This window comes from Nonomuraea sp. NPDC049695, assembly GCF_040674955.1.
In the GTDB taxonomy this organism is placed as follows: domain Bacteria; phylum Actinomycetota; class Actinomycetes; order Streptosporangiales; family Streptosporangiaceae; genus Nonomuraea; species Nonomuraea helvata.
On record NZ_JBFANV010000009.1, the window covers coordinates 52435 to 71196 of the forward strand.

Below are 18762 nucleotides of genomic sequence, written 5' to 3' on the forward strand. Positions count from 1 at the left end.
TTATTTGACGATAGGGAACGTCTGAGTGTCCGCCGAGTCCTCGTCCACGGCTTGAGGCTTGCCGGGCTGGGCGTCCTCCTCCTTGGGCTCGGGCGCGGGCGCTTCGTCCGTCTTCGGGGCGAGCTCCAGGACGGGCCGCGGCTCGACGGTGTCCACGGCCTCGGTCCAGGCCTCCGTCGAGGGTCCGGCCGCGACGCGCCGCCTGGCCTGCCTGAGCGTCCACGCGTACGCCGCCGCGAACCCCGCGAAGAGCGTGAGCACGGCCGCGATCCCCGCCGTCTGCACCTTCCCCCCGAGCTGCGCCTCGGGCGTGGACGGCGGTGTGACGTTGACCAGCGAGATGTACAGGATCGCCGGCGCCCCAAGCTCCTTCTGCTTGGCGGCCAGCTCGTCCTCGACCCGCTTCTGCGCCCGCACCACGAGCTCCTTGGCGGTCCGCTCGCTCGGGCTGTCCGCGGTGATGGATAGGAACGGTCCACCGCTGCCGAACAGCGCCTGGTTGCTGCCTCCGTCGTCGATCACGAGCTTGTTCGGCCCGTCCTTGGGCGCGCCGAGCTGAGCCAGCACTTCGGGAGTGCCGATCGACAGGATCAGCGTCGCCGCCGTCGTACGCAGCCCCGTGCTGTCCACCAGCAGCGGGTTCGTCCGCCCTGCCTTCGACAGGGGCTCGCCCGGCGCCGGCTGCGTGTTGCCTGGACCGGTCAGCAGCAGCACCACGTTGGCGGTGTAGTGAGCAGGCACGATGAGGAACCCCACGACCCCGGCCACCACGGCGAGCGCGAGGATCGGGGGGCCGACGAGCTTACGTCGCGCCAGGTCGAAGACGGTTTTCCAGAACTCCAAGACTGCCCCGCCCCCTGCGCAAAATTTTCGAGCTGTTCGAATGTGCGGAAATTAACATTCCCCCGGCATGGCGTACAGGGTTCCTGTCGGCTATGCCACAACTGTTCATCCGAAAAACGGACTTACCTGTTACGTCCGAACCGACGCGACCGATAGACCGTCGTGAAGTCCGCTGAAATGCTGCAGACGGCCACCGTCGAACGCCGCAGGCTGGCCGGCCTCGACGGAATACGCGGTCTAGCTGCGCTTTTCGTCGTCTTCCACCACGTCTGGCTACTGTCGTTCCCCGGCTTTCCCCGGGACACCGGGCCCGGCTGGGCGAGCTGGATGGTCTACGGGCACTTCGCGGTCGTGGTGTTCATCGTGCTGTCCGGCTTCTCCCTCGCCCTCTCGCCGGCCCGCAACGGGTGGCGGCTGGACTCGCTCGGCACGTTCGCCTACCGCCGCGCCTGGCGGATCCTGCCGCCGTACTGGGCCGCGGTGGCGCTCAGCCTGGTGATCGCCTGGACTTTGGTGCCGCAGCCCGAGCAGGGCGTGCCCACCGGGAAGTCGGTGCTGATCTACGGGCTGCTGCTGCAGGACGTGTTCGGCAGCCCGAGCCCCAACGGCGCCCTGTGGTCGATCGCCGTGGAGGCCCAGCTCTATTTCGTCTTCCCGCTCCTGCTGCTGATCCTGCGCAGGATGGGCGCGATCGTCATGGTGGGCGCGGTGACCGCGGTCGTGGCGGCCGTCGGGCTGCTCGCGCAGGTGGTGCCCGTGGTGGGCGAGCTGATGCGGCTGACACCGCAGTTCGCCGCGCTGTTCGCGCTGGGCATGGCGGGCGCGGGCGTCGTACGGCTCCAGCGGCGGGTCCCGTTCCAGTGGCTGGCGGCGGCCGCGCTGCTGCCGGTGCTGGCGCTCATCGTGATCAAGGGCTCGGTGTGGACGATCGGCAACCTCTACTGGATCGACCTGGCGATCGGGCCCGCGATCGTGCTGCTGCTGGCGGCGGTGGCGACCGGGAAGCCGGCGCCGGTCGTGTGGCTGCTGGACACCGGGCCCGTGAAGAGCCTGGGTTCCTTCTCGTACAGCCTCTACCTGATCCACGCGCCGATCGTGGTGAACATCCACGCGCTCGTGGTCGCCCCGCGCATGGAGCAGGGCGTCCCGGCGTTCCTGGTCTCTCTGGTGCTGGCCGTGCCGGTGACGGTGGTGGCGGCGCGGCTGTTCGCGGGGGTTTTCGAGCTCCCGTTCACCAGGAACAGGACGCCGGCCGCGCTGCGCGCCGCGGTGCGGGCCCGGCTCGCGCGGGCCCGCACGCAGTGATCAACCGGCCTTGACGAGCGCCTCCTCCTCGTACTCCCTGGCCAGCTCCTCCGGCATCGGCTCCAGGTCCGTGCAGCGCATGAAGTCGCGCAGCGTGGTGCCGAGGCAGGTGGCGTCGACGTTGGGCGCGGCCCTCCTGGCACGCACGTCGTCGATGTTGACGCAGCGGAAGTCGATGCTGAAGCGGGTCCTTCCCGAGGTGTTGTTGACCGTGGAATGCAGATGGGCGCCGGAGAAGAGCAGCATCCCGCCGGGCTCGGTCACGATCCGTAACTCGGGCTCGGGGTCGAAGTCCTCCTGCGCTTTGGGCTGCTCTCTTGTGTCGGAGTGGATGTGCTGCGCGGCGGTGGGGCGGGAAACGCGCTGCCATTCGCCGTACTCGTACGTGCCGCTGCCGTTGCGGAGCGGCCGGTCGAAATAGCGAGGGTGCAGGGCGAAGACATTTTCCGGGACCACGTCGAAAATCGGCAGCCACCAGTTGATCTGGTTGAACGGGGCGGCGTACCAGCAGTCGCGGTGCGCGTGGTAGGCGTAGGAGATCCCCGAGTCGAGATAGTGGTTCGAGGTCGAGGTGCGCAGCCGCGGCACGTCGAAGTACGTCTGTTCCAGCGGGAATCCGAGCTCCTCCATGACCTGGACGAGCAGGTTCTTGCTGCGCGGATGGTGGATGAATCGGGGCTTGAGCTCGGCCAGGAGGGCGGCGAAGTCCTCCACTGCCATGTCGAACTGCGCGGTTTCCGGATTACGCTTCCCGAACGCGTCGGTGATCAGCTCTTTCGCGAACGCGACGAGCTCGAGTGACGCCGCGGTCGGGGAGTAGACGAACACGTCCCCCCGATAGATCAGGCCGCGCCGGGTTTCGTCGTCCATCCCGCTGTCGGAGAAAATGGTGGTCATGTGCACCTCACCTGTCTTGCGCTTTCTACTCGGTGTCTCGGCGGTTCTGCGCACTTCGTTACAGCGTTATTTCGTGTAACAAATCAGCCCCTCATTTCCGATTACCAATATGGGCCTTTCGCCGACAGATGGAGTCGAAAATGCAGGAAGTCCAGCAGTTCACGTTCCGGCGTGACGAACTGTTCCCGCTCGCCGACAGCCTGCGTCCGAGCTTTCTGACCGCGTCGCCGTTCCGGCACGTGGTGATCGACGACTTCCTGCCGGAAGGCGTGCTCGATCCGGTGCTCGCGGAGTTTCCCGAGCCGAAGGACGCCGACTGGCAGCGGTTCGACAGTTCCAAGGAAGTGAAGCTGGCTTTGCAGGACACCGAGCAGATGGGGCCGGCGACGCGGCACCTGCTGGCCGAGTTCAACGGGCAGGTCTTCATCGAGTTCCTGGAACGTTTGACCGGCATCGAGCGGCTCGTGCCCGACCCGCATCTGGAGGGCGGCGGGCTGCACCAGATCAGGTCGGGCGGCTTCCTCAAGGTGCACGCCGACTTCAACCGGCACCGCCGGCTCGACCTCGACCGCAGGCTCAACGGGCTGCTCTACCTCAACAGGGACTGGGAGGAGAGCTACGGCGGGCACCTGCAGCTCTGGAACAAGGACATGAGCACGTGCGAGCAGGCGGTGCTGCCGGTGTTCAACCGGTTCGTGCTGTTCGCCACCACCGACGACGCCAACCACGGCCACCCCGATCCGCTGACCTGCCCTCCTGAGCGGGCCCGGCGGTCGATGGCGCTCTACTACTACTCCAACGGCCGCCCTGACGAGGAGATCAACGCCGATCACACGACGCTGTTCAAGCAGCGTCCCGGCGAGAAGTACAAGAACAACCTGCGCCAGGTGCTCAAGCGCTGGGCGCCCCCGGCGCTCGTCGATCTGGCCGGGCGCCGGGACCGCTCCAAGTGAACCGACCCCCGGCCCTCTTCGGGGGCGCGGGGGTCAGCGGGTCAGGTGGGCGAGGCGGGCGAGCTTTCTCCCGCCTCGTGCCGCGAGCCGCCGCTGACGTGAGACGTACAGCTTGAAGACCGCCCGCCGCGCCCGGCGGCGCTGGTCCGGCGTGAGCTCCGTCTGGTCGATGACGCCGAGCAGCACGCGGACCTGGATGAGCGTGGCGAAGTAGCCGCGCCAGGCGGGCAGGGCCAGCCGGCCGCTCATCTTCACCGGGTTGGCGTTGGCCCAGTTGCGGTGCGAGAGCACCTCGGGCACGTGTGCCCAGGGGCCGGACAGGGCGTGCTGGGCGGCGGCGATCTCGTCCTCGCGCACCAGCACCCGGCGCGGAACGGTCCTGGCGACCGCGGTACGGTGCACGCCGTACAGCGGGTCCATGAGCACGTAGTCCTCGGTGAGCAGGCGCAGCATCTCGGCGAAGCGCTCGGCGGGGTCGTCGGAGTTCAGCGCGGTGCCCTCGTAGTGGCCGGTCCGCGTGACGCCGTCGGCCGTGTACGCGGTCTGCGCGGTGACCAGGACGATCCTGTCGTCCTTGGCGAACTCCTCCAGCGAGCGCGACACGCAGTACTCCGCGAGCGTGTCGTCGTCGCCGACCCAGCGGAAGAACTCCCCCTCGGCCAGGCGGAGCGCCGTGGCGAAGTTGCCGACGGGGCCGATGTTCTCCGGCTGCCGGTGATAGCGGATCCGGCTGTCGCCGGCCGCGAGGTCGCGACAGATCTCCTCGGTGTCGTCCGTGGAGGCGTTGTCGCAGATGATCAGCTCCAGGTTCTGGTGGTCCTGGGCCAGCACCGACAGGACGGCCTTCTCCAGGTTTCTCCCGCCGTTGAAGGTGGGCAGGCCGATCGAGACCAGGACATCGGGATTCAACGGGCTTCCTTTCTCAGCAGCTGCCTGAGTGGCACGGCCAGCAGGACGTACACGATGAGGCCGGCGCCACCGGCGAGCACGAGCTGGACCAGCGCGTTGCCCTCCACCACCCGGCTGACCACCGCCGTCACCCCCGCCGCGGCGAGCCCGGCCAGCAGGGGCCGCACGAGGGTGGGCAGCACCGGGGCCAGCCGCACCCCTGCCCGGTGCAGGAAGTACGCCGCCACCGGCAGCGCCACGAGCAGGCTGGCCGCCACCTGGCCGACCGCGGCCCCGCGGATGCCCTCCAGGTGCGTGCCGGCGATCAGCGCGGGGATGAGCGCGGCCCCGTAGGCGAGGTTCATCCAGACCGTGGCCCTGGTGTCACCCTGGGCGGACAGGATGTCGAGCGCGAGCGAGAGCAGCATCCTGACCACCATCACCAGCGCCAGCCAGCGCAGCACGCCCGCCGCCTCGTCCCACTTGCCGCCGTAGAGGAACGACACCAGCGGGTGCGCGAGCACGGACATCACCACCGCGAACGGGAGGATGGCCGTCAGCAGCAGCGGCGCCGACCTCCGCACGCCCTCCGACAGCGCCTCGGAGGTGTGCTCGGCCAGCCGCGAGAAGCCGGGGATGGAGACGTTGCGCACGGCCTGGCCGATCAACCCCGGCACCCAGCTCGACACGTTGAAGGCCAGCAGGTAGTAACCCAGCCAGACGTGCCCGAGTATGTCGCCCACCACGATGTAGCCGGCGTTGAGCAGCACGCTCTCCAGCCCGATCCCGGCGGCCGACGGCAGCCCGAACTTCAGCAGCTTGACCGCGATGGCGCGGTCCACCCCGAGCTTCACCGGCAGCCGGGCCGCGAAGAAGACGATCACGCCGGTCACCACCGACTGCGCGACCTGGCCGAAGGCGAAGCTGAACGCGCCCGCGCCCTCCACGGCCAGCGCGATGGCCACCACCGCGTTGACCGCGAACCCGATGCCGATGGCGAGCGTCAGCTTGTTCTGCTCGAACCGGCGGATCAGCGTCGCCGCGCGCACCGCGGTGAAGCCCTCGACGATGATCACCGAAGTGAGCAGCCTGACCACGGGCGCGGCCTGGGCGGTGCCGGCCAGCTCCGCGAAGGCCGGCGCGCCCACCCAGAACACCGCGTACAGCGCCATGGCCGACAGGAACGACAGCACCGTGGCGGTCGGCGCCATCTCCTCGAGCTTGCCCCGCCACTGGATGGTGGCGACCATGATGCCGAGGTCCTTGACCGACATGACGAACGCCGTCGCGGCCAGCGCGACCGCGTAGACGCCGAAGTCGCCCGGCGCGAGCAACCGGGCGAGGATCAGCCCCATCACGAAGGAGCCTGCCTTCGTGGCGAGGTTGCCCAGCAGACCCCAGCGCAGCCCACGCCCGGCTAACTTGCCGAGGGAGCCGATCTGCTGCTCGGCGTCCTTGACTTCCATGTGAAACTCTCCCTAGGAGGCCGTCTCGTCGACGCGCTCCAGCCAGATCTCCCGCCAGAACGGGAGAAACTCTCGCGGGCAGTTGACGCTGTAGACCCCTTCGCAGTAGACGGATTCGAGGGCGATGCAGGGGTTCTTCATCTGCAGCAGCTCGCCGGTGCGCTCGTCCAGGCAGCGTTCGACGCGTGCGACGACCCTGGCGGTCCTGCCGCAGTGCCTGGCCATCTCCTCCTCGAAGCCGAGGCCCCTGTTGAGGCGTTCGTGGTTGAGCGTGGCGACGATCTCCTGCCGCGACTTGATGCGCACCAGCTCGCCCGGCTGCAGGGCGAGCGTGCCGGTCGGGGTGGGGCCTGGCTTTCCCTTGGGCACCCAGCCCCAGGCCAGCCCGCCCCTGATCCGCAGCCACCCGGGCAGCACCCTGCGGCTGATCGACTGGTAGCGGTTGAAGACGGCGAAGAACAGGCCGCGCAGCGTCTTCAGCACGCCCGCGTTGCCGCTCTTCACGTCGATGGCGTACTGCCGGACGTCCTTCAGCGGCACGCACGTCGGCGCCGCGCGATGCAGCTCGGTGGCCTGGCAGGCGAAGCGCTCCTCGCCCTCCGGCCCCGGCGGCTTGTGCGCGTTGATCTCCAGCAGCGGCAGCAGCCTGCGGTCCTTGTCCGGGGCCACCGGCCCGTCGGACACCTTCTTGAGCCAGGCGTCCTTCCAGTAGAGCGAGCAGGCCGTCTGGCAGCCGCCGTGCGCCGAGCCGTCGCAGCGGGCCCCGGCCAGGTGGACGGCACGTTCCATGCGTCGCATGCGGCCGTGACTGATCGTGTCGCACGCCTTGTGCGCGACCTTGTGCACCGTCATCCGCTGCCCGCAGAAGCGGAGCATCTCCGGCATGAACGGTAACCCGTCGAGCTCGCCCCGATCGTCCAGCGTGGCCAGGATCTCGGCCTCCCCGCGTACCTCGACGACGTCTCCGACCCTGAGATCCATCACGCCTTCTCCCTCACCAGTCCGGCATCCAGCAGAGCGTGGGCCGCCCTCTCCACGGCGGCGAACGGCAACTCGGATCGTCGGGCGATGTCGAGCAGGCTGTGCTCCCCGTCGGACAGGTTCAACACCCATAACATCGCCATCTGCGCCTGTTTCGTGTCACTCCTTCCGCCAAGAGATCCGTAGAGCCCGCGCCTGCCCAGTTGCGGCTCGCCGTACGGGCTGAGGTTGACGTAGGTGCGATTGCCCTCCAGCACCCCGACCACCTGCGTGAGCGCGTCGAGGGTGTCTTCCATGGCCTCCGGCGTGACGAACCCCGGGTTGTCCCCCGAGGTGTGATATTCCGGGTATCCGGCGTACGGCGTCCTGGTCAGGCCGCCGAACGGCAGGTTGAACCCGGGCGAGCAGAACTGCCGCTCGTCGTACCCGTACGGGGAGAAGTCCAGCACCCGGTGCGGCCGGTCTTCGAGGACCTGCTCGACGGCCCGGTCGATCTCGGCGTCGCCGCGCCTGCTCCGCTTGTACGTCAGCGACCCCGGATCGCCCGCGCACGCCAGCGTGAGCCCGGCCGCGACCAGGTGGACGCGCTCGCGGTTGCGCGCCAGCCAGGTGATCGCCCCGATCGTCCCCGGCATGAACAGGAACCGGTACGTGTACCGCGGCTCCTTCAGCTGGAGCGCCAGCGCCACGGCCACCGCGATGCCCGCGAGGTTGTCGTTGGCCAGGGACGGGTGGCACACGTGGCAGGAGATCACCACTTCGTCGGGGAGCCGTCCGGGCACGACGTGCTCGGCGATGGTCAGCGAGCCGTCCTCGAGCGTCGAGTCGATCAGCACCTCGTACGGCCCCTCGCCGAGCGCGTCGAGCGCGTTCTGGCTGAGGCAGAACCCCCAGGTCTCGGCGTAGTAGCTGGTCCGGTAGGGGATCAGGTCGGGCTGGTCGGGCAGCGTGTGCAGGCGCGGCCGCAGCTCCTCCAGCGTGTACGTCCCCGACACCGGCACGCTGTAGCCCACGACGTGCAGGTTCGACTCCCGGAAGTCGATCACCCGCCGCCCGGAGGCGTCCTTGACGTAGGCGTCGCGGATGTTCCACTCCTTCGGCACGTTCCAGTCGAGCACCTCCGTCCCTGTCGGCACCTCGGTGACCGTCAGCGGCAGGTGCTCGCCGACGATCTCCAGCGTGCGCCGCACTCCGTCGCCGGTGATGCTCCGGCAGATCGGGTACAGCCGCTCGACGAGCGCGTGCATCTGGTCACCGTTCACGGGCGGAGCTCCGCATCGATGCTCCTGGCCGCCTGCCGGTCGGCCAGCCGCGTCAGCCGGGTGAAGAGCCGGTCGAAGTCGTGCCTGGTCAGCCCGTAGGTCCGGTACGCCGCCACCAGCTCCTCCGCTCCCGCCCTGACCGTCCACCTGGCGCTGTAGCCGGGCAGCGCCGCCCGGATCCGGGCGAAGTCCACCCGGTAGGAGCGCGGATCGTTGCCGGCCTCTCCGGTGATCTTCAGCACGGCCCCGGGCACGGCCTCGACCACCTCGCCGGCGATCTCCGCCACCGTCACGTTGTTGGCCTCCGAGCCCACGTTGAACGCCCTGGCGTGCACGGCGTCGCGCGGCGCCTCGATCGCGCGCAGGAACGCCTCGGCGATGTCCTCGGCGTGCACCAGGGGCCGCCACGGGGTGCCGTCGGACAGGACGAGCACCTCGCCGGAGAGCACGGCGTGGCCCACCAGGTTGTTCAGCACGATGTCGGCCCGCAGGCGCGGGGAGAACCCGAACGCCGTCGCGTTGCGCATGAACACCGGCGAGAAGTCCGCGTCGGCCAGCTTGACGAGGTCGTCCTCCACCCTGACCTTCGACTCCGCGTACGGCGTCACGGGCCGCAGCGGCGCGTCCTCGTTCACCAGCTCGTCGCCCCCGGACGCGCCGTAGACCGAGCAGGTGGAGGCGTAGACGAACCTGCGCACCCCGGCGTCCTTGGCCAGCCGCGCCAGCCGTACCGACGCGTGGTGGTTGATGTCGTAGGTCAGCTCGGGCGCCAGCGAGCCGAGCGGGTCGTTCGACAGCGCGGCCAGGTGCGCCACGGCGTCGACGCCTTCGAGCATCTCGGCGGAGACGTCCCGCAGATCGACCGCGTAGCCGGGCGGGTCGTCGACCCTGGGGCCGAGCACGCAGTCGGCGAACAGGCCGGAGTCGAGGCCGAGCACCTCGTGCCCCGCGGCGGACAGCACGGGGGCCATCACGCTCCCCAGGTACCCCTGGTGCCCGGTCAGAAGAATCCGCAAGATCAGCCTCCAGCCAGATCGATGGTCAGCTTGTTCACATGGAAGGCCTCGGCGTACCTGGCGCCGCACTCGATGCCGCGGATGCGGGCGAGCCCGAGGAAGGCCTCCCTGTCGTACCAGGGGCGGTGTCGCTGCGACGGGTAGTGCTCCTGCAGCAGCCGGACCTTCGTCTCGGCCACCCCGTCGTCCAGCGGCTGGTAGACCGAGGGGCGGCCGAGATCGCCGTCCCACTTGACGATCTCGTAGCCGAGCGTCAGATGGTCGCGCCAGACCGTCGGCACGAGCTGTGCCAGGCCCCGGTGGTCCTGGTGCGCGTCGCCCGTCCACGGGGCGAGGATCAGGTCGGGGTCGGTCTGCGCCCTCAGGTCCTCCAGGGCGTTCTTGGCCTCGTCCCAGTGCGCGGGCAGCCGCCCGTCGGGCAGCTTGAGCACGGTGAGGCGCAGGTCCGCGCCGGGGCAGAAGGCCGCGAGCGCCGACTGCTCCTCCTCCTCGCGCGCGGTCCCGCCCCCGGACAGCACGAGCGCGTGCACGCGTACCCCCGGACGGGACCGGCAGATCGTGTGGAGGCTCGCGCCGGCGCCGATCGCGATGTCGTCGCAGTGGGCGCCGAGCGCGACGACCTCGTCCCGCCGCGCGGGCCGCAGGCCGATCATGCTTCCCACAGCGCCCAGGGCCGCTCGCCCCGCGCCCAGGAACGATCCAGCTCGAGGCGCTGGTTGACGGTGTCGCTCGGCCGCCAGTAGCCGCGGTGCGGGTACGCCAGGAGCCGTCCCCGCTTGGCCAGCTCCGCGCAGCCGTCCGCGACCAGGTCGCCGTTCTCCGGGATGTGGTCGAAGACGTCCTGGCGCAGCACGAAGAAGCCGCCGTTGACCCAGAGCGGCATCTCGCTGACGGGGGTGATGCCGCCGACCAGCCCGCCCTCGCTGACGTCGATGACGTGGAAGGTGTTGGTCGGCGGGACCACCATCATCGAGGCGCCCGCGTCGGAGGCGGCGAAGCGGCCGATGATCTCGGGCAGCGGCGCGTCGGTCAGCACGTCCGCGTAGTTGGCCAGGAACATCTCGTCGCCGTCCAGGTACGGCCTGACCCGGCGTAGCCGCTCGCCGATCGGGGAGTCGAGCCCGGTGTCGATCAACGACACCGACCAGTCAGAAATGTCCGTGGATAACAGCTCGATCTGCCCGTTCCGCAGGATGAAGTCGTTCGACCCCGTCTCCTGATATTTCAGGAAGAAGTCTTTGATGTGCTGCGCGCCGTAGCCGAGGCACAGGATGAACTCCTTGTGCCCGAAGTGCGCGTAGTACCGCATGACGTGCCAGACCAGCGGGCGCGGGCCGACCATCTGCATCGGCTTGGGCATGTCACCGCCGGCCAGGTCGCTGCGCATCCTGGTGCCGCGCCCGCCGCAGAAGAGGACGACCTTCATCCGACGACCTCCAGACCCGGTATCGGGAAGACCAGCCGCCCGCCCCACTCCCGTACGTACGAGAGCTGCTCGACCAGCTCGTCACGCAGGTTCCACGGCAGCACCAGCACGTAGTCGGGCCGGTCCTCCGCGATCCGCTCCGGCGCGTGGATCGGGATCCGCGACCCCGGCGTGAACCTGCCGTGCTTGTACGGATTGCGGTCCACCGTGTACGCCAGCAGGTCGGGCCGGATCCCGCAGTGGTTGAGCAGCGTGTTCCCCTTGCCCGGGGCGCCGTACCCGACCACGGTCTTGCCGGCGTCGGCGGCGTCGATGAGGAACCTGAGCAGGTCCCGCCGCACCTTGGCCACCCGCTTCGCGAAGTCCTCGTAGCCCGCGAGCTCGTGCAGCCCGGCCGCCTTCTCACGGGCCAGCACCTCGACGACCCGGGGCGAGACGGGCGCCTCGGCGGGCTGCGCCCACAGCCTGATCGACCCGCCGTGCGTCGGCAGCAGCTCGACGTCCACCAGGTGCAGCCCGCCGCTCGCGAGCGCCCGCTGCGCCGAGGCCACCGTGTAGTACTGGAAGTGCTCGTGGTAGATGGTGTCGAACTGGTTCAGCTCCATCAGCGTCAGCAGGTGCTGCACCTCGATGGAGACCCGGCCGTCGTCGGCCACCAGCGCCCGCAGGCCCTTCGTGAAGCCGACGACGTCCGGGATGTGCGCGTACACGTTGTTCGCCACGACCAGGTCCGCGGGCCCGTGCTCGGCCCGTACCCGCCGGCCGACCTCCGGCGACAGGAACTCCGTGAGCGTCGGCACTCCCTTGTCGACGGCGGCCCTGCCGACGTTGGCGGACGGCTCGATGCCCAGGCAGCGCACACCCCGCTCCACGACATGCTGGAGCAGGTAGCCGTCGTTGCTGGCCACCTCGACCACGAACGAGTCGGGGCGCAACCCCGCGCCGTCCACGAACCTCCGCGCGTGCTCCACCCAGGAGGTCGAGTAGGAGGAGAAGTAGGCGTACTCGGTGAACGTCTCCTCCGGCGTGATCAGCGGCGGCAGCTGGGCCAGCCAGCAGCTCGTGCAGACCCGCAGATGCAGCGGGTAGGTGGGCTCCGGCGCGTCGAGCTGCTCCGCGGTCAGGAACAGCTCGCAGGGCGGGGTCGCCCCGAGGTCCACGACCCCGGCGAGCCCCTCGGCGCCGCACAGTCGGCAGATGGTCATTCAGCTCACTCCAGCCAGGGCCTTGGCCTCGTACTCCAGCGCGAGATCTTCGGGCATCGGGGCGAGATCGTTACAGCGCACGAAGTCCCGCAGCGTGGTGCCGGTGCATTCGGCGTCCACGTTCGGGGCCCCGCGGTGCGCGCGCACGTCGGCGAGGTGGACGGTCCTGAAGTCGATGCTGAACCTGGTCCTGCCCGAGGTGTTCGGCACGGTGGAGTGGAGCTGCGCGCCGGAGAACATCAGCGTCCCACCGGCCTCCGGCACCACCCTGACCTGCGGCTCCAGCTCGATCGGCTCCTCGGGGCGCGGCTGGACGCGGGTGTCGGTGCGTAGGTGGGCCGCGGCGCTGTGCCGGCTGGTCCTGTTCCATTCGGCGTAGTCGTAGCCCGCGCTGCCGTTGCGCACCGGCCGGTCGAAATAGCGCGGGTGGAAGGCCATGACGTTCTCGGGGGTCACCCCGAATACCGGGATCCACCAGTTGACCTGGCTGAACGGCGCCGAATACCAGCAGTCGCGATGCGGGTGGAAGGCGTAGGAGATGCCGGAGACCAAATAGTCGTCCGAGGTCGACGTACGCAGCCTGGGCACGTCGAAATAGGTCTGCCCGAGGTCGCAGCCGCGCTCCTCGATGACCGCCGGCAGGAGTTCCTTGCACCGGGGATGGTGGATGAACCGCGGTTTGAGCTCGGCGAGTAATTTCGCGAACTCCTCGACCGGCATCTCATGCTGCGCGGTCTCCGGGTCCAGGCCGCCGAACGCGTCGTGGACCAGCTCCCTCGCGAAGCCGACCAGCTCGGTCGTGGCCGGTGCGGCCGAATAGACGAAGACCTCGCCCTTGAACAGCATTTCGCGGCGCGTTTCGTCGTCCACGCCGCTGTTGAAGAAGACGGCGGTCATCATGAAGCTTTCCCTCTCGGTCGGCTTGAATCGCGGACAAGGTCTGGCATGCTGCGATCATGGATCGCCTCTCGATCGACGGCGCGTGGCTTTTCACGCCACGCGTTCATGCCGACCCTCGTGGCAGTTTCCTCGAGGCCTTCAGGGCGGCGGATCTGCCGCACCGGCTGGATGTGGCCCAGGTCAACTGCTCCGTTTCCAGGGCGGGGGTGCTCCGGGGCGTACATTTCGCGGAGGTCCCGCCCAGCCAGGCGAAATATGTGATGTGTCTGTCCGGGAGGATCATGGATGTGATCGTGGACGTCCGGGTGGGCTCGCCCACGTTCGGCCAGTGGGAGGCGGTGACGCTGGACGACGAGACCAGAGGCGCCGTGCTGATCGCCGAAGGTCTCGGTCACGCGTTCATGGCGCTGAGCGAGGAGGCCACGGTCGTGTACCTGTGCTCGCAGCCGTACAGCCCGGGTCGTGAGCACGGGGTTCACCCGCTCGACCCGGCCATCGGCATCGACTGGCCGTCCGGCCTGGAGCCCGTCCTGTCGGAGAAGGACGCCAAATCCCCGTCGCTCGAGGAGGCTCGGGCGGCCGGGCTGCTGCCGGACTATGGGACGTGCATGGAGTTCTACGCCACGCTGCATTGAGGATCCGCCCCCACCCTTTCCCCCTTCATCACCGGCCACGCCGCGTGCAGCGCCGTTCTCCAGTGCCGGATCGGCTCCCAGCGGGTGTGGGCGAGCACGCTGTTGGCCGGCCGCCGGGCCGGGCGGGGGTAGGCGGTGGTGGGCACGGGGCGCACGCGTTCAGGGTCGTCGCCGAGCAGCGTGAAGATCTCTTTGGCGAACCCGCACCACGTGGTCTCGCCCGCGCTGGTGCCGTGGTAGACGCCCGGCGGCAGGTCCGACTGCGCCAGCCGGACGAGGTAGTCGGCCAGGTCGACGGTCCACGTGGGCTGGCCGCGCTGGTCGTCCACCACGTCGATCGCGGGACGCTCCCCGGCCAGCCGGATCATGGTCCGCACGAAGTTCGTCCCGCTCGCCCCGTACATCCAGGCGGTGCGTACCACGTAGTGCCCGTGCTCCAGCGCCGCGCGCTCCCCCGCGAGCTTGGTCCGCCCGTACGCGTTGACCGGCCCGGGCGGCGCGTCCTCCCGGTACGGCACCCGGGCGGCCCCGTCGAAGACGTAGTCGGTGGAGACGTGCAGCAGCCGCGCTCCGGCCACGTCGCAGGCCTCGGCCAGCCAGCGCACGGCGTGCCCGTTGACGGCCAGCGCCTCGGCCTCGTGGATCTCGGCGTCGTCCACCGCGGTCCAGGCGGCGCAGTTGATCACGACTCTGGGCCGGTACGCGGACACGAAGTCGCGTACCGCGCGCCTGTCGCGCAGGTCCAGCTCGCTGCGGCCGAACGCGAGCACCGGCTCGCCGGTCAGCGCCGTCCTGTGGAGGACGTCGGCGGCGAGCATGCCGCCGGCCCCCGTGATGAGCCATCTCATGCCGCCTCCTGGCGTAACCATCCGATCACGAGGTCCACCAGTCGCGGTGCTCGGCGTACCAGCGGACGGTGTCCTTCAGTCCCTGCTCGAACGCGATCTCCGGCCGGTAGCCGAGCGCCCTCAGCTTGGAGTCGTCCAGCGAGTACCTGCGGTCGTGGCCCTTGCGGTCCTCGACCTGCTCGACCATGTCCCAGTCCCGGCCGCAGGCTTCCAGCAGGCGCGCGGTGAGCTCCTTGTTGGTCAGCTCGGCCGTGCCCGCGATGTGGTAGACCTCGCCCGGCTCGCCCTTCTCCGCGACCAGGCGGATGCCCGCGCAGTGGTCCTCCACGTGGATCCAGTCCCGGATGTTGCCGCCGTCGCCGTACAGCGGGACCTTCCTGCCGCGCAGCAGGTTCGTGACGAAGAGCGGGATGACCTTCTCGGGGTACTGCCGCGGGCCGTAGTTGTTGCCGCATCTGGTGATCGAGACGTCCAACCCGTGCGTGATCGCGTACGCGCGGGCGATCAGGTCGCCGCCCGCTTTCGACGCCGCGTACGGCGAGCGCGGTTGCAGCGGCGCGGCCTCGTCCCAAGAGCCGATGTCGATCGACCCGTACACCTCGTCGGTCGACACCTGGACCACCTTCGGCACCCCCGCCTCCAGGCACGCCTGGAGCAGGGTCTGGACGCCCAGCACGTTCGTGTGCATGAACTCGGCCGCGCCCTCGATCGACCGGTCCACGTGCGACTCGGCCGCGAAGTTGACCACGAGGTCGTGGCCGGGGACGACGCTCTTGAGCAGGTCGGCGTCGCAGATGTCACCGTGCACGAACTCGTGCCGCACGCCGTCGAGGTTGGCGCGGTTGCCGGCGTACGTGAGCTTGTCCAGCACGGTCACATCTGCGCCGGACTCGGGCGCGTTGGACGACGCGTCTTGGAGGCTCCGGACGAAGTGCGAGCCGATGAAGCCGGCGCCGCCGGTCACCAATATTCGGGTCATGAAGAGATCTGCACCTTGCTGTGATCGCCCAGCACGAGGCGGTGGGCTCTGGGGGTGTTGGGCGCCGGGGTGACCTCGACGTCGTGGCCGATCAGCGATGACTCGATGCGGCCGACGCCGCTGATCGAGGCCCTGGGCAGCACGATCGAGTACTCGATCTCGCTGTCGGCGACCGCGCAGCGGGCTCCGATGGAGGTGAAGGGGCCGACGTAGCTGTCGCGGATCCGCGCGTCCGCGCCGATGATGGCCGGTCCGACGATCCTGGAGCGCTCGACCACCGCGCCCCGCTCGACGACGACGCGGCCCACCAGCTCGCTGGCCGCGTCCACCTGTCCGTCCACCCGGGGCTCGACCGACTCCAGGACCAGCCGGTTGACCTCCAGCATGTCGGTGACGTTCCCGGTGTCCTTCCAGTAGCCGGAGATGACCGAGGACTCGACACGCAGGCCCTCCTCGATCAGCCACTGGATGGCGTCGGTGATCTCCAGCTCGCCCCGCCAGGACGGCTTGAGCTCCGCCACGGCGGCGTGGATGGCCGGGCCGAACAGGTAGACGCCGACCAGTGCCAGGTCGCTCTTGGGCCGCGCGGGCTTCTCCTCCAGCCCGACCACGCGGCCCTGGGCGTCGAGCTCGGCCACCCCGAACTGGCGCGGGTCGCCGACCTTGGTGAGCATGATCTGCGCGGCGGGGCGCTCCCTGTGGAACCTGTCCACCAGGCCGTTGATGCCGCCCACGATGAAGTTGTCGCCCAGGTACATGACGAAGTCCTCGTCGCCGAGGAACTCCCGGGCGATCAGCACGCCGTGCGCGAGCCCGAGCGGCGCCTCCTGCCGCAGGTACGTGACCTGCAGCCCGAACGCGGAGCCGTCGCCCACGGCCGCCTCGATCTCCGGCTGGGTGTCCCCGACCACCAGGCCGAGCTCCCTGATCCCCGCCGCCGCGATCGCCTCCAGCCCGTAGAACAGGACCGGTTTGTTCGCGACCGGCACCAGTTGCTTGGCCGAGGTGTGCGTGATGGGTCGGAGCCGTGTGCCCGACCCCCCGGCGAGCACGAGTGCTTTCACCGCTAGTAAGCCCCTTCTCCACGGGTGACGACGGACCAGGTCTTCCAGAGGATCTGCAGGTCGAGGATGAGCGACCAGTTCTCCACGTACCGCAGGTCGAGGCGTACGGACTCCTCCCACGTCAGGTTGGAGCGGCCGCTGACCTGCCAGAGCCCGGTCATGCCCGGCTTGACCACCAGGCGGCGGCGGACGTCGGCGCCGTACTTGCCCACCTCCTCCGGCAGCGGTGGGCGCGGGCCGACGAGGGACATCTCGCCGCGTAGGACATTCAGCAGCTGGGGGAGCTCGTCGAGCGAGTATTTCCGCAGGAAAGCGCCTACCCGAGTGATCCTTGGATCGTTCCTAATCTTGAAGAGCACCCCGTCGAACTCGTTCGCGTCGAGGAGTGCGTCCTTGAGCTGCTCCGCGTCAGCCACCATCGTACGAAATTTCACGACACGGAAATCTTTGCCGCCTTTGCCGACCCTGGTCTGGTGGAACAGCGCGGGCCCGTGGCTGGTGAGGCGGATCACCAGGGCGATGGCCAGCAGCGGCAGCGCCAGGACCAGCAGCGCCACCATCGCGACCAGGCGGTCGAACACGGTCTTCACGACCTGCTTCGTGCCGTCGAACTCGGGGTGCTCCACGTGCAGGAGCGGCATCCCCGCGACCGGCCTGATGCTGATGCGCGGCCCGGCCACGTCCATGAGCGCCGGGGCGACGAAGAGATCGGTACGCGCGGTCTCCAGGCTCCAGGCCAGGCGCCGCAGCGCGGCCCCGTCGAGCTCCGGACAGGCCAGCACGGCCACGGCGTCGGCCTGTTCGCGCTCGACCACCTCGGCCACGTCGCCGAAGGAGCCGAGCACGGGAATGCCGTCCAGATCGACGTCCATCGCGCTCTCGGGAAGGCAGGCTCCCACCACCCGCATCCCGTGGTACGGCTGGCGCCTGAACTGCATCACCAGATCGAGAATCGACTCCCGATGCCCCACCGCGATCACCTGGCGCATGTAGTCGCCCACCGCTCTCTTCCGGTGGAGACGTTTACGCATCTTGTAGCGGTAGTAGATCGTGGCAAGCAGCGCCAGCGGCAGCATCGCCATCACGAAGCTACGCGCGATGGCGGTCTGCGTGGCATAGGCCATGATGGCGACCGTGGCCATCAGGCCGACGCCGCCGTTGAAGACGGCCTTGAACTCCTCCGTTCCCTCGCCGTTGGCGCGCTGGCGATACGCCCCGCCCATCATGAGCGCGACAGGCCACGCGACGACCAGCCCGAATCCGAGCATGAACTCGACCAGCGGGATGAACACGCCGGCCGTCAGCCGGAGGCCGAGCACGCAGACGCATGCCAGCAGAGCGCACACCGTGTCCCCGCATAACAGGAGCCGTAAGTACGCGCGCGTCCAGATGCTGGACGCGCGGCGCGGCACGGCCCCGAGGAGCACGACAGCGGACTCCTCAGTCCCCACCCTCATAGCACCACCCTGACAACTTGTGCACCGCGATAACTTGACGTTCCTTGAACCACATGGGTTGACAGGTCCCACGCACAATCAAGGGCGGCGGCCCCCACTAAAGAGTAAAGATCGAGTCCATCAGGGGGAATAACGTCAAATGTCCACAACCGGACGAATGTAGGGTGGTCTTTGGGCTTGACGGAACGATCCATAAGTGCAGCGGCCTGGCTGGGAAAATGTGCGGTTTACGGCTTCATTTCGCCAGGTTGCTGCCCTATGAACCCGCTAGTCGTACTCCAGATCCGGCAATGCGGACGGCGGCTCCGGACTGCGCCAGACGACCACAACCCCGTCCTGCGTGGAGTCGGCGGCCAGGGTCAGTCGTTCGAGGTCGAAATCCGGCAGGTAGCGCAGGCGTGCCAGGAATGTGGCGTCCGTGGCCGAGCGCGGGACGACGCAGCCCTCGCCGTCGCGGTCGAGCAGGATATAGAGAACGTCTTCCCCGGATTCGGTGACGACACGGACCTCCACCACGTCCTCCCAGGCGAGAGCCTCGACGCTACCGTCCGCGTAGTGACGAGTGACGCCCTCTTCCGTGACATACACGTAGGAGTCCGGCATCGGATTGCCGTGCATGGGCGCGATTCTTGCGAGT

Annotated in this window: 19 protein-coding genes; 3 read left to right on the plus strand and 16 right to left on the minus strand. The window is 69.0% G+C overall.

What is annotated here, in order from left to right; translation table 11 throughout:
• Entirely contained in the window at window positions 1-843 is an 843-nt protein-coding gene (locus AB0J64_RS10930; protein WP_364024000.1) for a hypothetical protein, read from the minus strand.
• 162 nt (window positions 844-1005) lie between these two features.
• Here AB0J64_RS10930 and AB0J64_RS10935 point away from each other — a divergent pair, with 162 nt between their 5' ends.
• Window positions 1006-2148 (plus strand): acyltransferase, encoded by a 1143-nt coding sequence (locus tag AB0J64_RS10935; protein WP_364024002.1) that lies wholly within the window; start codon window positions 1006-1008, stop codon window positions 2146-2148.
• Here AB0J64_RS10935 and AB0J64_RS10940 read toward each other — a convergent pair whose 3' ends face one another.
• Window positions 2149-3045, minus strand: a complete 897-nt coding sequence (locus AB0J64_RS10940; RefSeq protein WP_364024005.1) for a hypothetical protein — start codon at window positions 3043-3045, stop codon at window positions 2149-2151.
• 140 nt (window positions 3046-3185) lie between these two features.
• Between AB0J64_RS10940 and AB0J64_RS10945 the strand changes: the two genes are divergently transcribed.
• Window positions 3186-3998 (plus strand): 2OG-Fe(II) oxygenase, encoded by an 813-nt coding sequence (locus tag AB0J64_RS10945; protein WP_364024008.1) that lies wholly within the window; start codon window positions 3186-3188, stop codon window positions 3996-3998.
• A 33-nt stretch (window positions 3999-4031) separates the two neighbouring features.
• On the opposite strand, the gene AB0J64_RS10950 is transcribed toward AB0J64_RS10945, so the two are convergent.
• The 9 genes from AB0J64_RS10950 to AB0J64_RS10990 are packed head-to-tail and all read right to left on the minus strand — an operon-like array spanning window position 4032 to window position 13142.
• Entirely contained in the window at window positions 4032-4907 is an 876-nt protein-coding gene (locus AB0J64_RS10950; protein ID WP_364024011.1) for a glycosyltransferase family A protein, read from the minus strand.
• Entirely contained in the window at window positions 4904-6352 is a 1449-nt protein-coding gene (locus AB0J64_RS10955) for an oligosaccharide flippase family protein (protein WP_364024014.1), read from the minus strand. Before AB0J64_RS10955 ends, AB0J64_RS10950 begins: the two co-directional genes overlap by 4 nt.
• Window positions 6353-6364: 12 nt before the next feature.
• A complete protein-coding gene (locus AB0J64_RS10960) occupies window positions 6365-7333 on the minus strand; it encodes a hypothetical protein (RefSeq protein ID WP_364024333.1) in 969 nt (322 codons plus the stop codon).
• A complete protein-coding gene (locus AB0J64_RS10965; protein ID WP_364024017.1) occupies window positions 7333-8595 on the minus strand; it encodes a DUF4910 domain-containing protein in 1263 nt (420 codons plus the stop codon). The genes AB0J64_RS10960 and AB0J64_RS10965 overlap by 1 nt, the downstream gene beginning before the upstream one ends.
• A complete protein-coding gene (locus AB0J64_RS10970) occupies window positions 8592-9611 on the minus strand; it encodes an SDR family oxidoreductase (protein WP_364024020.1) in 1020 nt (339 codons plus the stop codon). Before AB0J64_RS10970 ends, AB0J64_RS10965 begins: the two co-directional genes overlap by 4 nt.
• Before the next feature lie 2 nt (window positions 9612-9613).
• Window positions 9614-10264 (minus strand): PIG-L family deacetylase, encoded by a 651-nt coding sequence (locus AB0J64_RS10975; RefSeq protein WP_364024336.1) that lies wholly within the window; start codon window positions 10262-10264, stop codon window positions 9614-9616.
• On the minus strand, window positions 10261-11037 hold the full coding sequence (locus AB0J64_RS10980; protein ID WP_344998450.1) for a glucose-1-phosphate cytidylyltransferase: 777 nt from the start codon (window positions 11035-11037) through the stop codon (window positions 10261-10263). The genes AB0J64_RS10975 and AB0J64_RS10980 overlap by 4 nt, the downstream gene beginning before the upstream one ends.
• Entirely contained in the window at window positions 11034-12242 is a 1209-nt protein-coding gene (locus AB0J64_RS10985; protein WP_364024024.1) for a class I SAM-dependent methyltransferase, read from the minus strand. The genes AB0J64_RS10980 and AB0J64_RS10985 overlap by 4 nt, the downstream gene beginning before the upstream one ends.
• On the minus strand, window positions 12243-13142 hold the full coding sequence (locus AB0J64_RS10990) for a hypothetical protein (RefSeq protein WP_364024027.1): 900 nt from the start codon (window positions 13140-13142) through the stop codon (window positions 12243-12245). It lies immediately after the preceding gene.
• Window positions 13143-13198: 56 nt separating this feature from the next.
• On the opposite strand from AB0J64_RS10990, the gene rfbC reads away from it, so the two are divergent.
• Entirely contained in the window at window positions 13199-13777 is a 579-nt protein-coding gene (gene rfbC / locus AB0J64_RS10995) for a dTDP-4-dehydrorhamnose 3,5-epimerase (RefSeq protein WP_364024030.1), read from the plus strand.
• On the opposite strand, the gene rfbD is transcribed toward rfbC, so the two are convergent.
• The 5 genes from rfbD to AB0J64_RS11020 all read right to left on the minus strand — a co-directional run bounded on the left by rfbD (window position 13759) and on the right by AB0J64_RS11020 (window position 18743).
• On the minus strand, window positions 13759-14625 hold the full coding sequence (gene rfbD / locus AB0J64_RS11000) for a dTDP-4-dehydrorhamnose reductase (protein WP_364024032.1): 867 nt from the start codon (window positions 14623-14625) through the stop codon (window positions 13759-13761). The two genes, rfbC and rfbD, sit on opposite strands and share 19 nt — an antisense overlap.
• Before the next feature lie 25 nt (window positions 14626-14650).
• Window positions 14651-15604, minus strand: coding sequence for a dTDP-glucose 4,6-dehydratase (gene rfbB / locus AB0J64_RS11005; protein WP_364024035.1), 954 nt, complete (start codon window positions 15602-15604; stop codon window positions 14651-14653).
• On the minus strand, window positions 15601-16668 hold the full coding sequence (locus AB0J64_RS11010) for a glucose-1-phosphate thymidylyltransferase (protein ID WP_364024038.1): 1068 nt from the start codon (window positions 16666-16668) through the stop codon (window positions 15601-15603). The genes rfbB and AB0J64_RS11010 overlap by 4 nt, the downstream gene beginning before the upstream one ends.
• Before the next feature lie 2 nt (window positions 16669-16670).
• Window positions 16671-18125 (minus strand): sugar transferase, encoded by a 1455-nt coding sequence (locus AB0J64_RS11015; protein ID WP_364024041.1) that lies wholly within the window; start codon window positions 18123-18125, stop codon window positions 16671-16673.
• A gap of 267 nt (window positions 18126-18392) precedes the next feature.
• Complete coding sequence (locus AB0J64_RS11020; RefSeq protein WP_364024043.1) at window positions 18393-18743, minus strand: hypothetical protein; 351 nt, start codon at window positions 18741-18743, stop codon at window positions 18393-18395.
• Window positions 18744-18762 lie beyond the last annotated feature (19 nt).

Excerpts from the sequence above, each read along its gene's own strand:
- rfbB (WP_364024035.1), bottom strand. The coding sequence starts at position 15,604 with ATGACCCGAATATTGGTGACCGGCGGCGCCGGCTTCATCGGCTCGCAC.
- AB0J64_RS11015 (WP_364024041.1), bottom strand. The coding sequence starts at position 18,125 with ATGAGGGTGGGGACTGAGGAGTCCGCTGTCGTGCTCCTCGGGGCCGTG.
- AB0J64_RS10990 (WP_364024027.1), bottom strand. The coding sequence starts at position 13,142 with ATGATGACCGCCGTCTTCTTCAACAGCGGCGTGGACGACGAAACGCGC.
- rfbC (WP_364024030.1), top strand. The coding sequence starts at position 13,199 with ATGGATCGCCTCTCGATCGACGGCGCGTGGCTTTTCACGCCACGCGTT.
- AB0J64_RS10975 (WP_364024336.1), bottom strand. The coding sequence starts at position 10,264 with ATGATCGGCCTGCGGCCCGCGCGGCGGGACGAGGTCGTCGCGCTCGGC.
- AB0J64_RS10980 (WP_344998450.1), bottom strand. The coding sequence starts at position 11,037 with ATGAAGGTCGTCCTCTTCTGCGGCGGGCGCGGCACCAGGATGCGCAGC.
- AB0J64_RS10960 (WP_364024333.1), bottom strand. The coding sequence starts at position 7,333 with ATGGATCTCAGGGTCGGAGACGTCGTCGAGGTACGCGGGGAGGCCGAG.
- AB0J64_RS11020 (WP_364024043.1), bottom strand. The coding sequence starts at position 18,743 with ATGCACGGCAATCCGATGCCGGACTCCTACGTGTATGTCACGGAAGAG.
- AB0J64_RS10955 (WP_364024014.1), bottom strand. The coding sequence starts at position 6,352 with ATGGAAGTCAAGGACGCCGAGCAGCAGATCGGCTCCCTCGGCAAGTTA.
- AB0J64_RS10945 (WP_364024008.1), top strand. The coding sequence starts at position 3,186 with ATGCAGGAAGTCCAGCAGTTCACGTTCCGGCGTGACGAACTGTTCCCG.
- rfbD (WP_364024032.1), bottom strand. The coding sequence starts at position 14,625 with ATGAGATGGCTCATCACGGGGGCCGGCGGCATGCTCGCCGCCGACGTC.
- AB0J64_RS10940 (WP_364024005.1), bottom strand. The coding sequence starts at position 3,045 with ATGACCACCATTTTCTCCGACAGCGGGATGGACGACGAAACCCGGCGC.
- AB0J64_RS10985 (WP_364024024.1), bottom strand. The coding sequence starts at position 12,242 with ATGACCATCTGCCGACTGTGCGGCGCCGAGGGGCTCGCCGGGGTCGTG.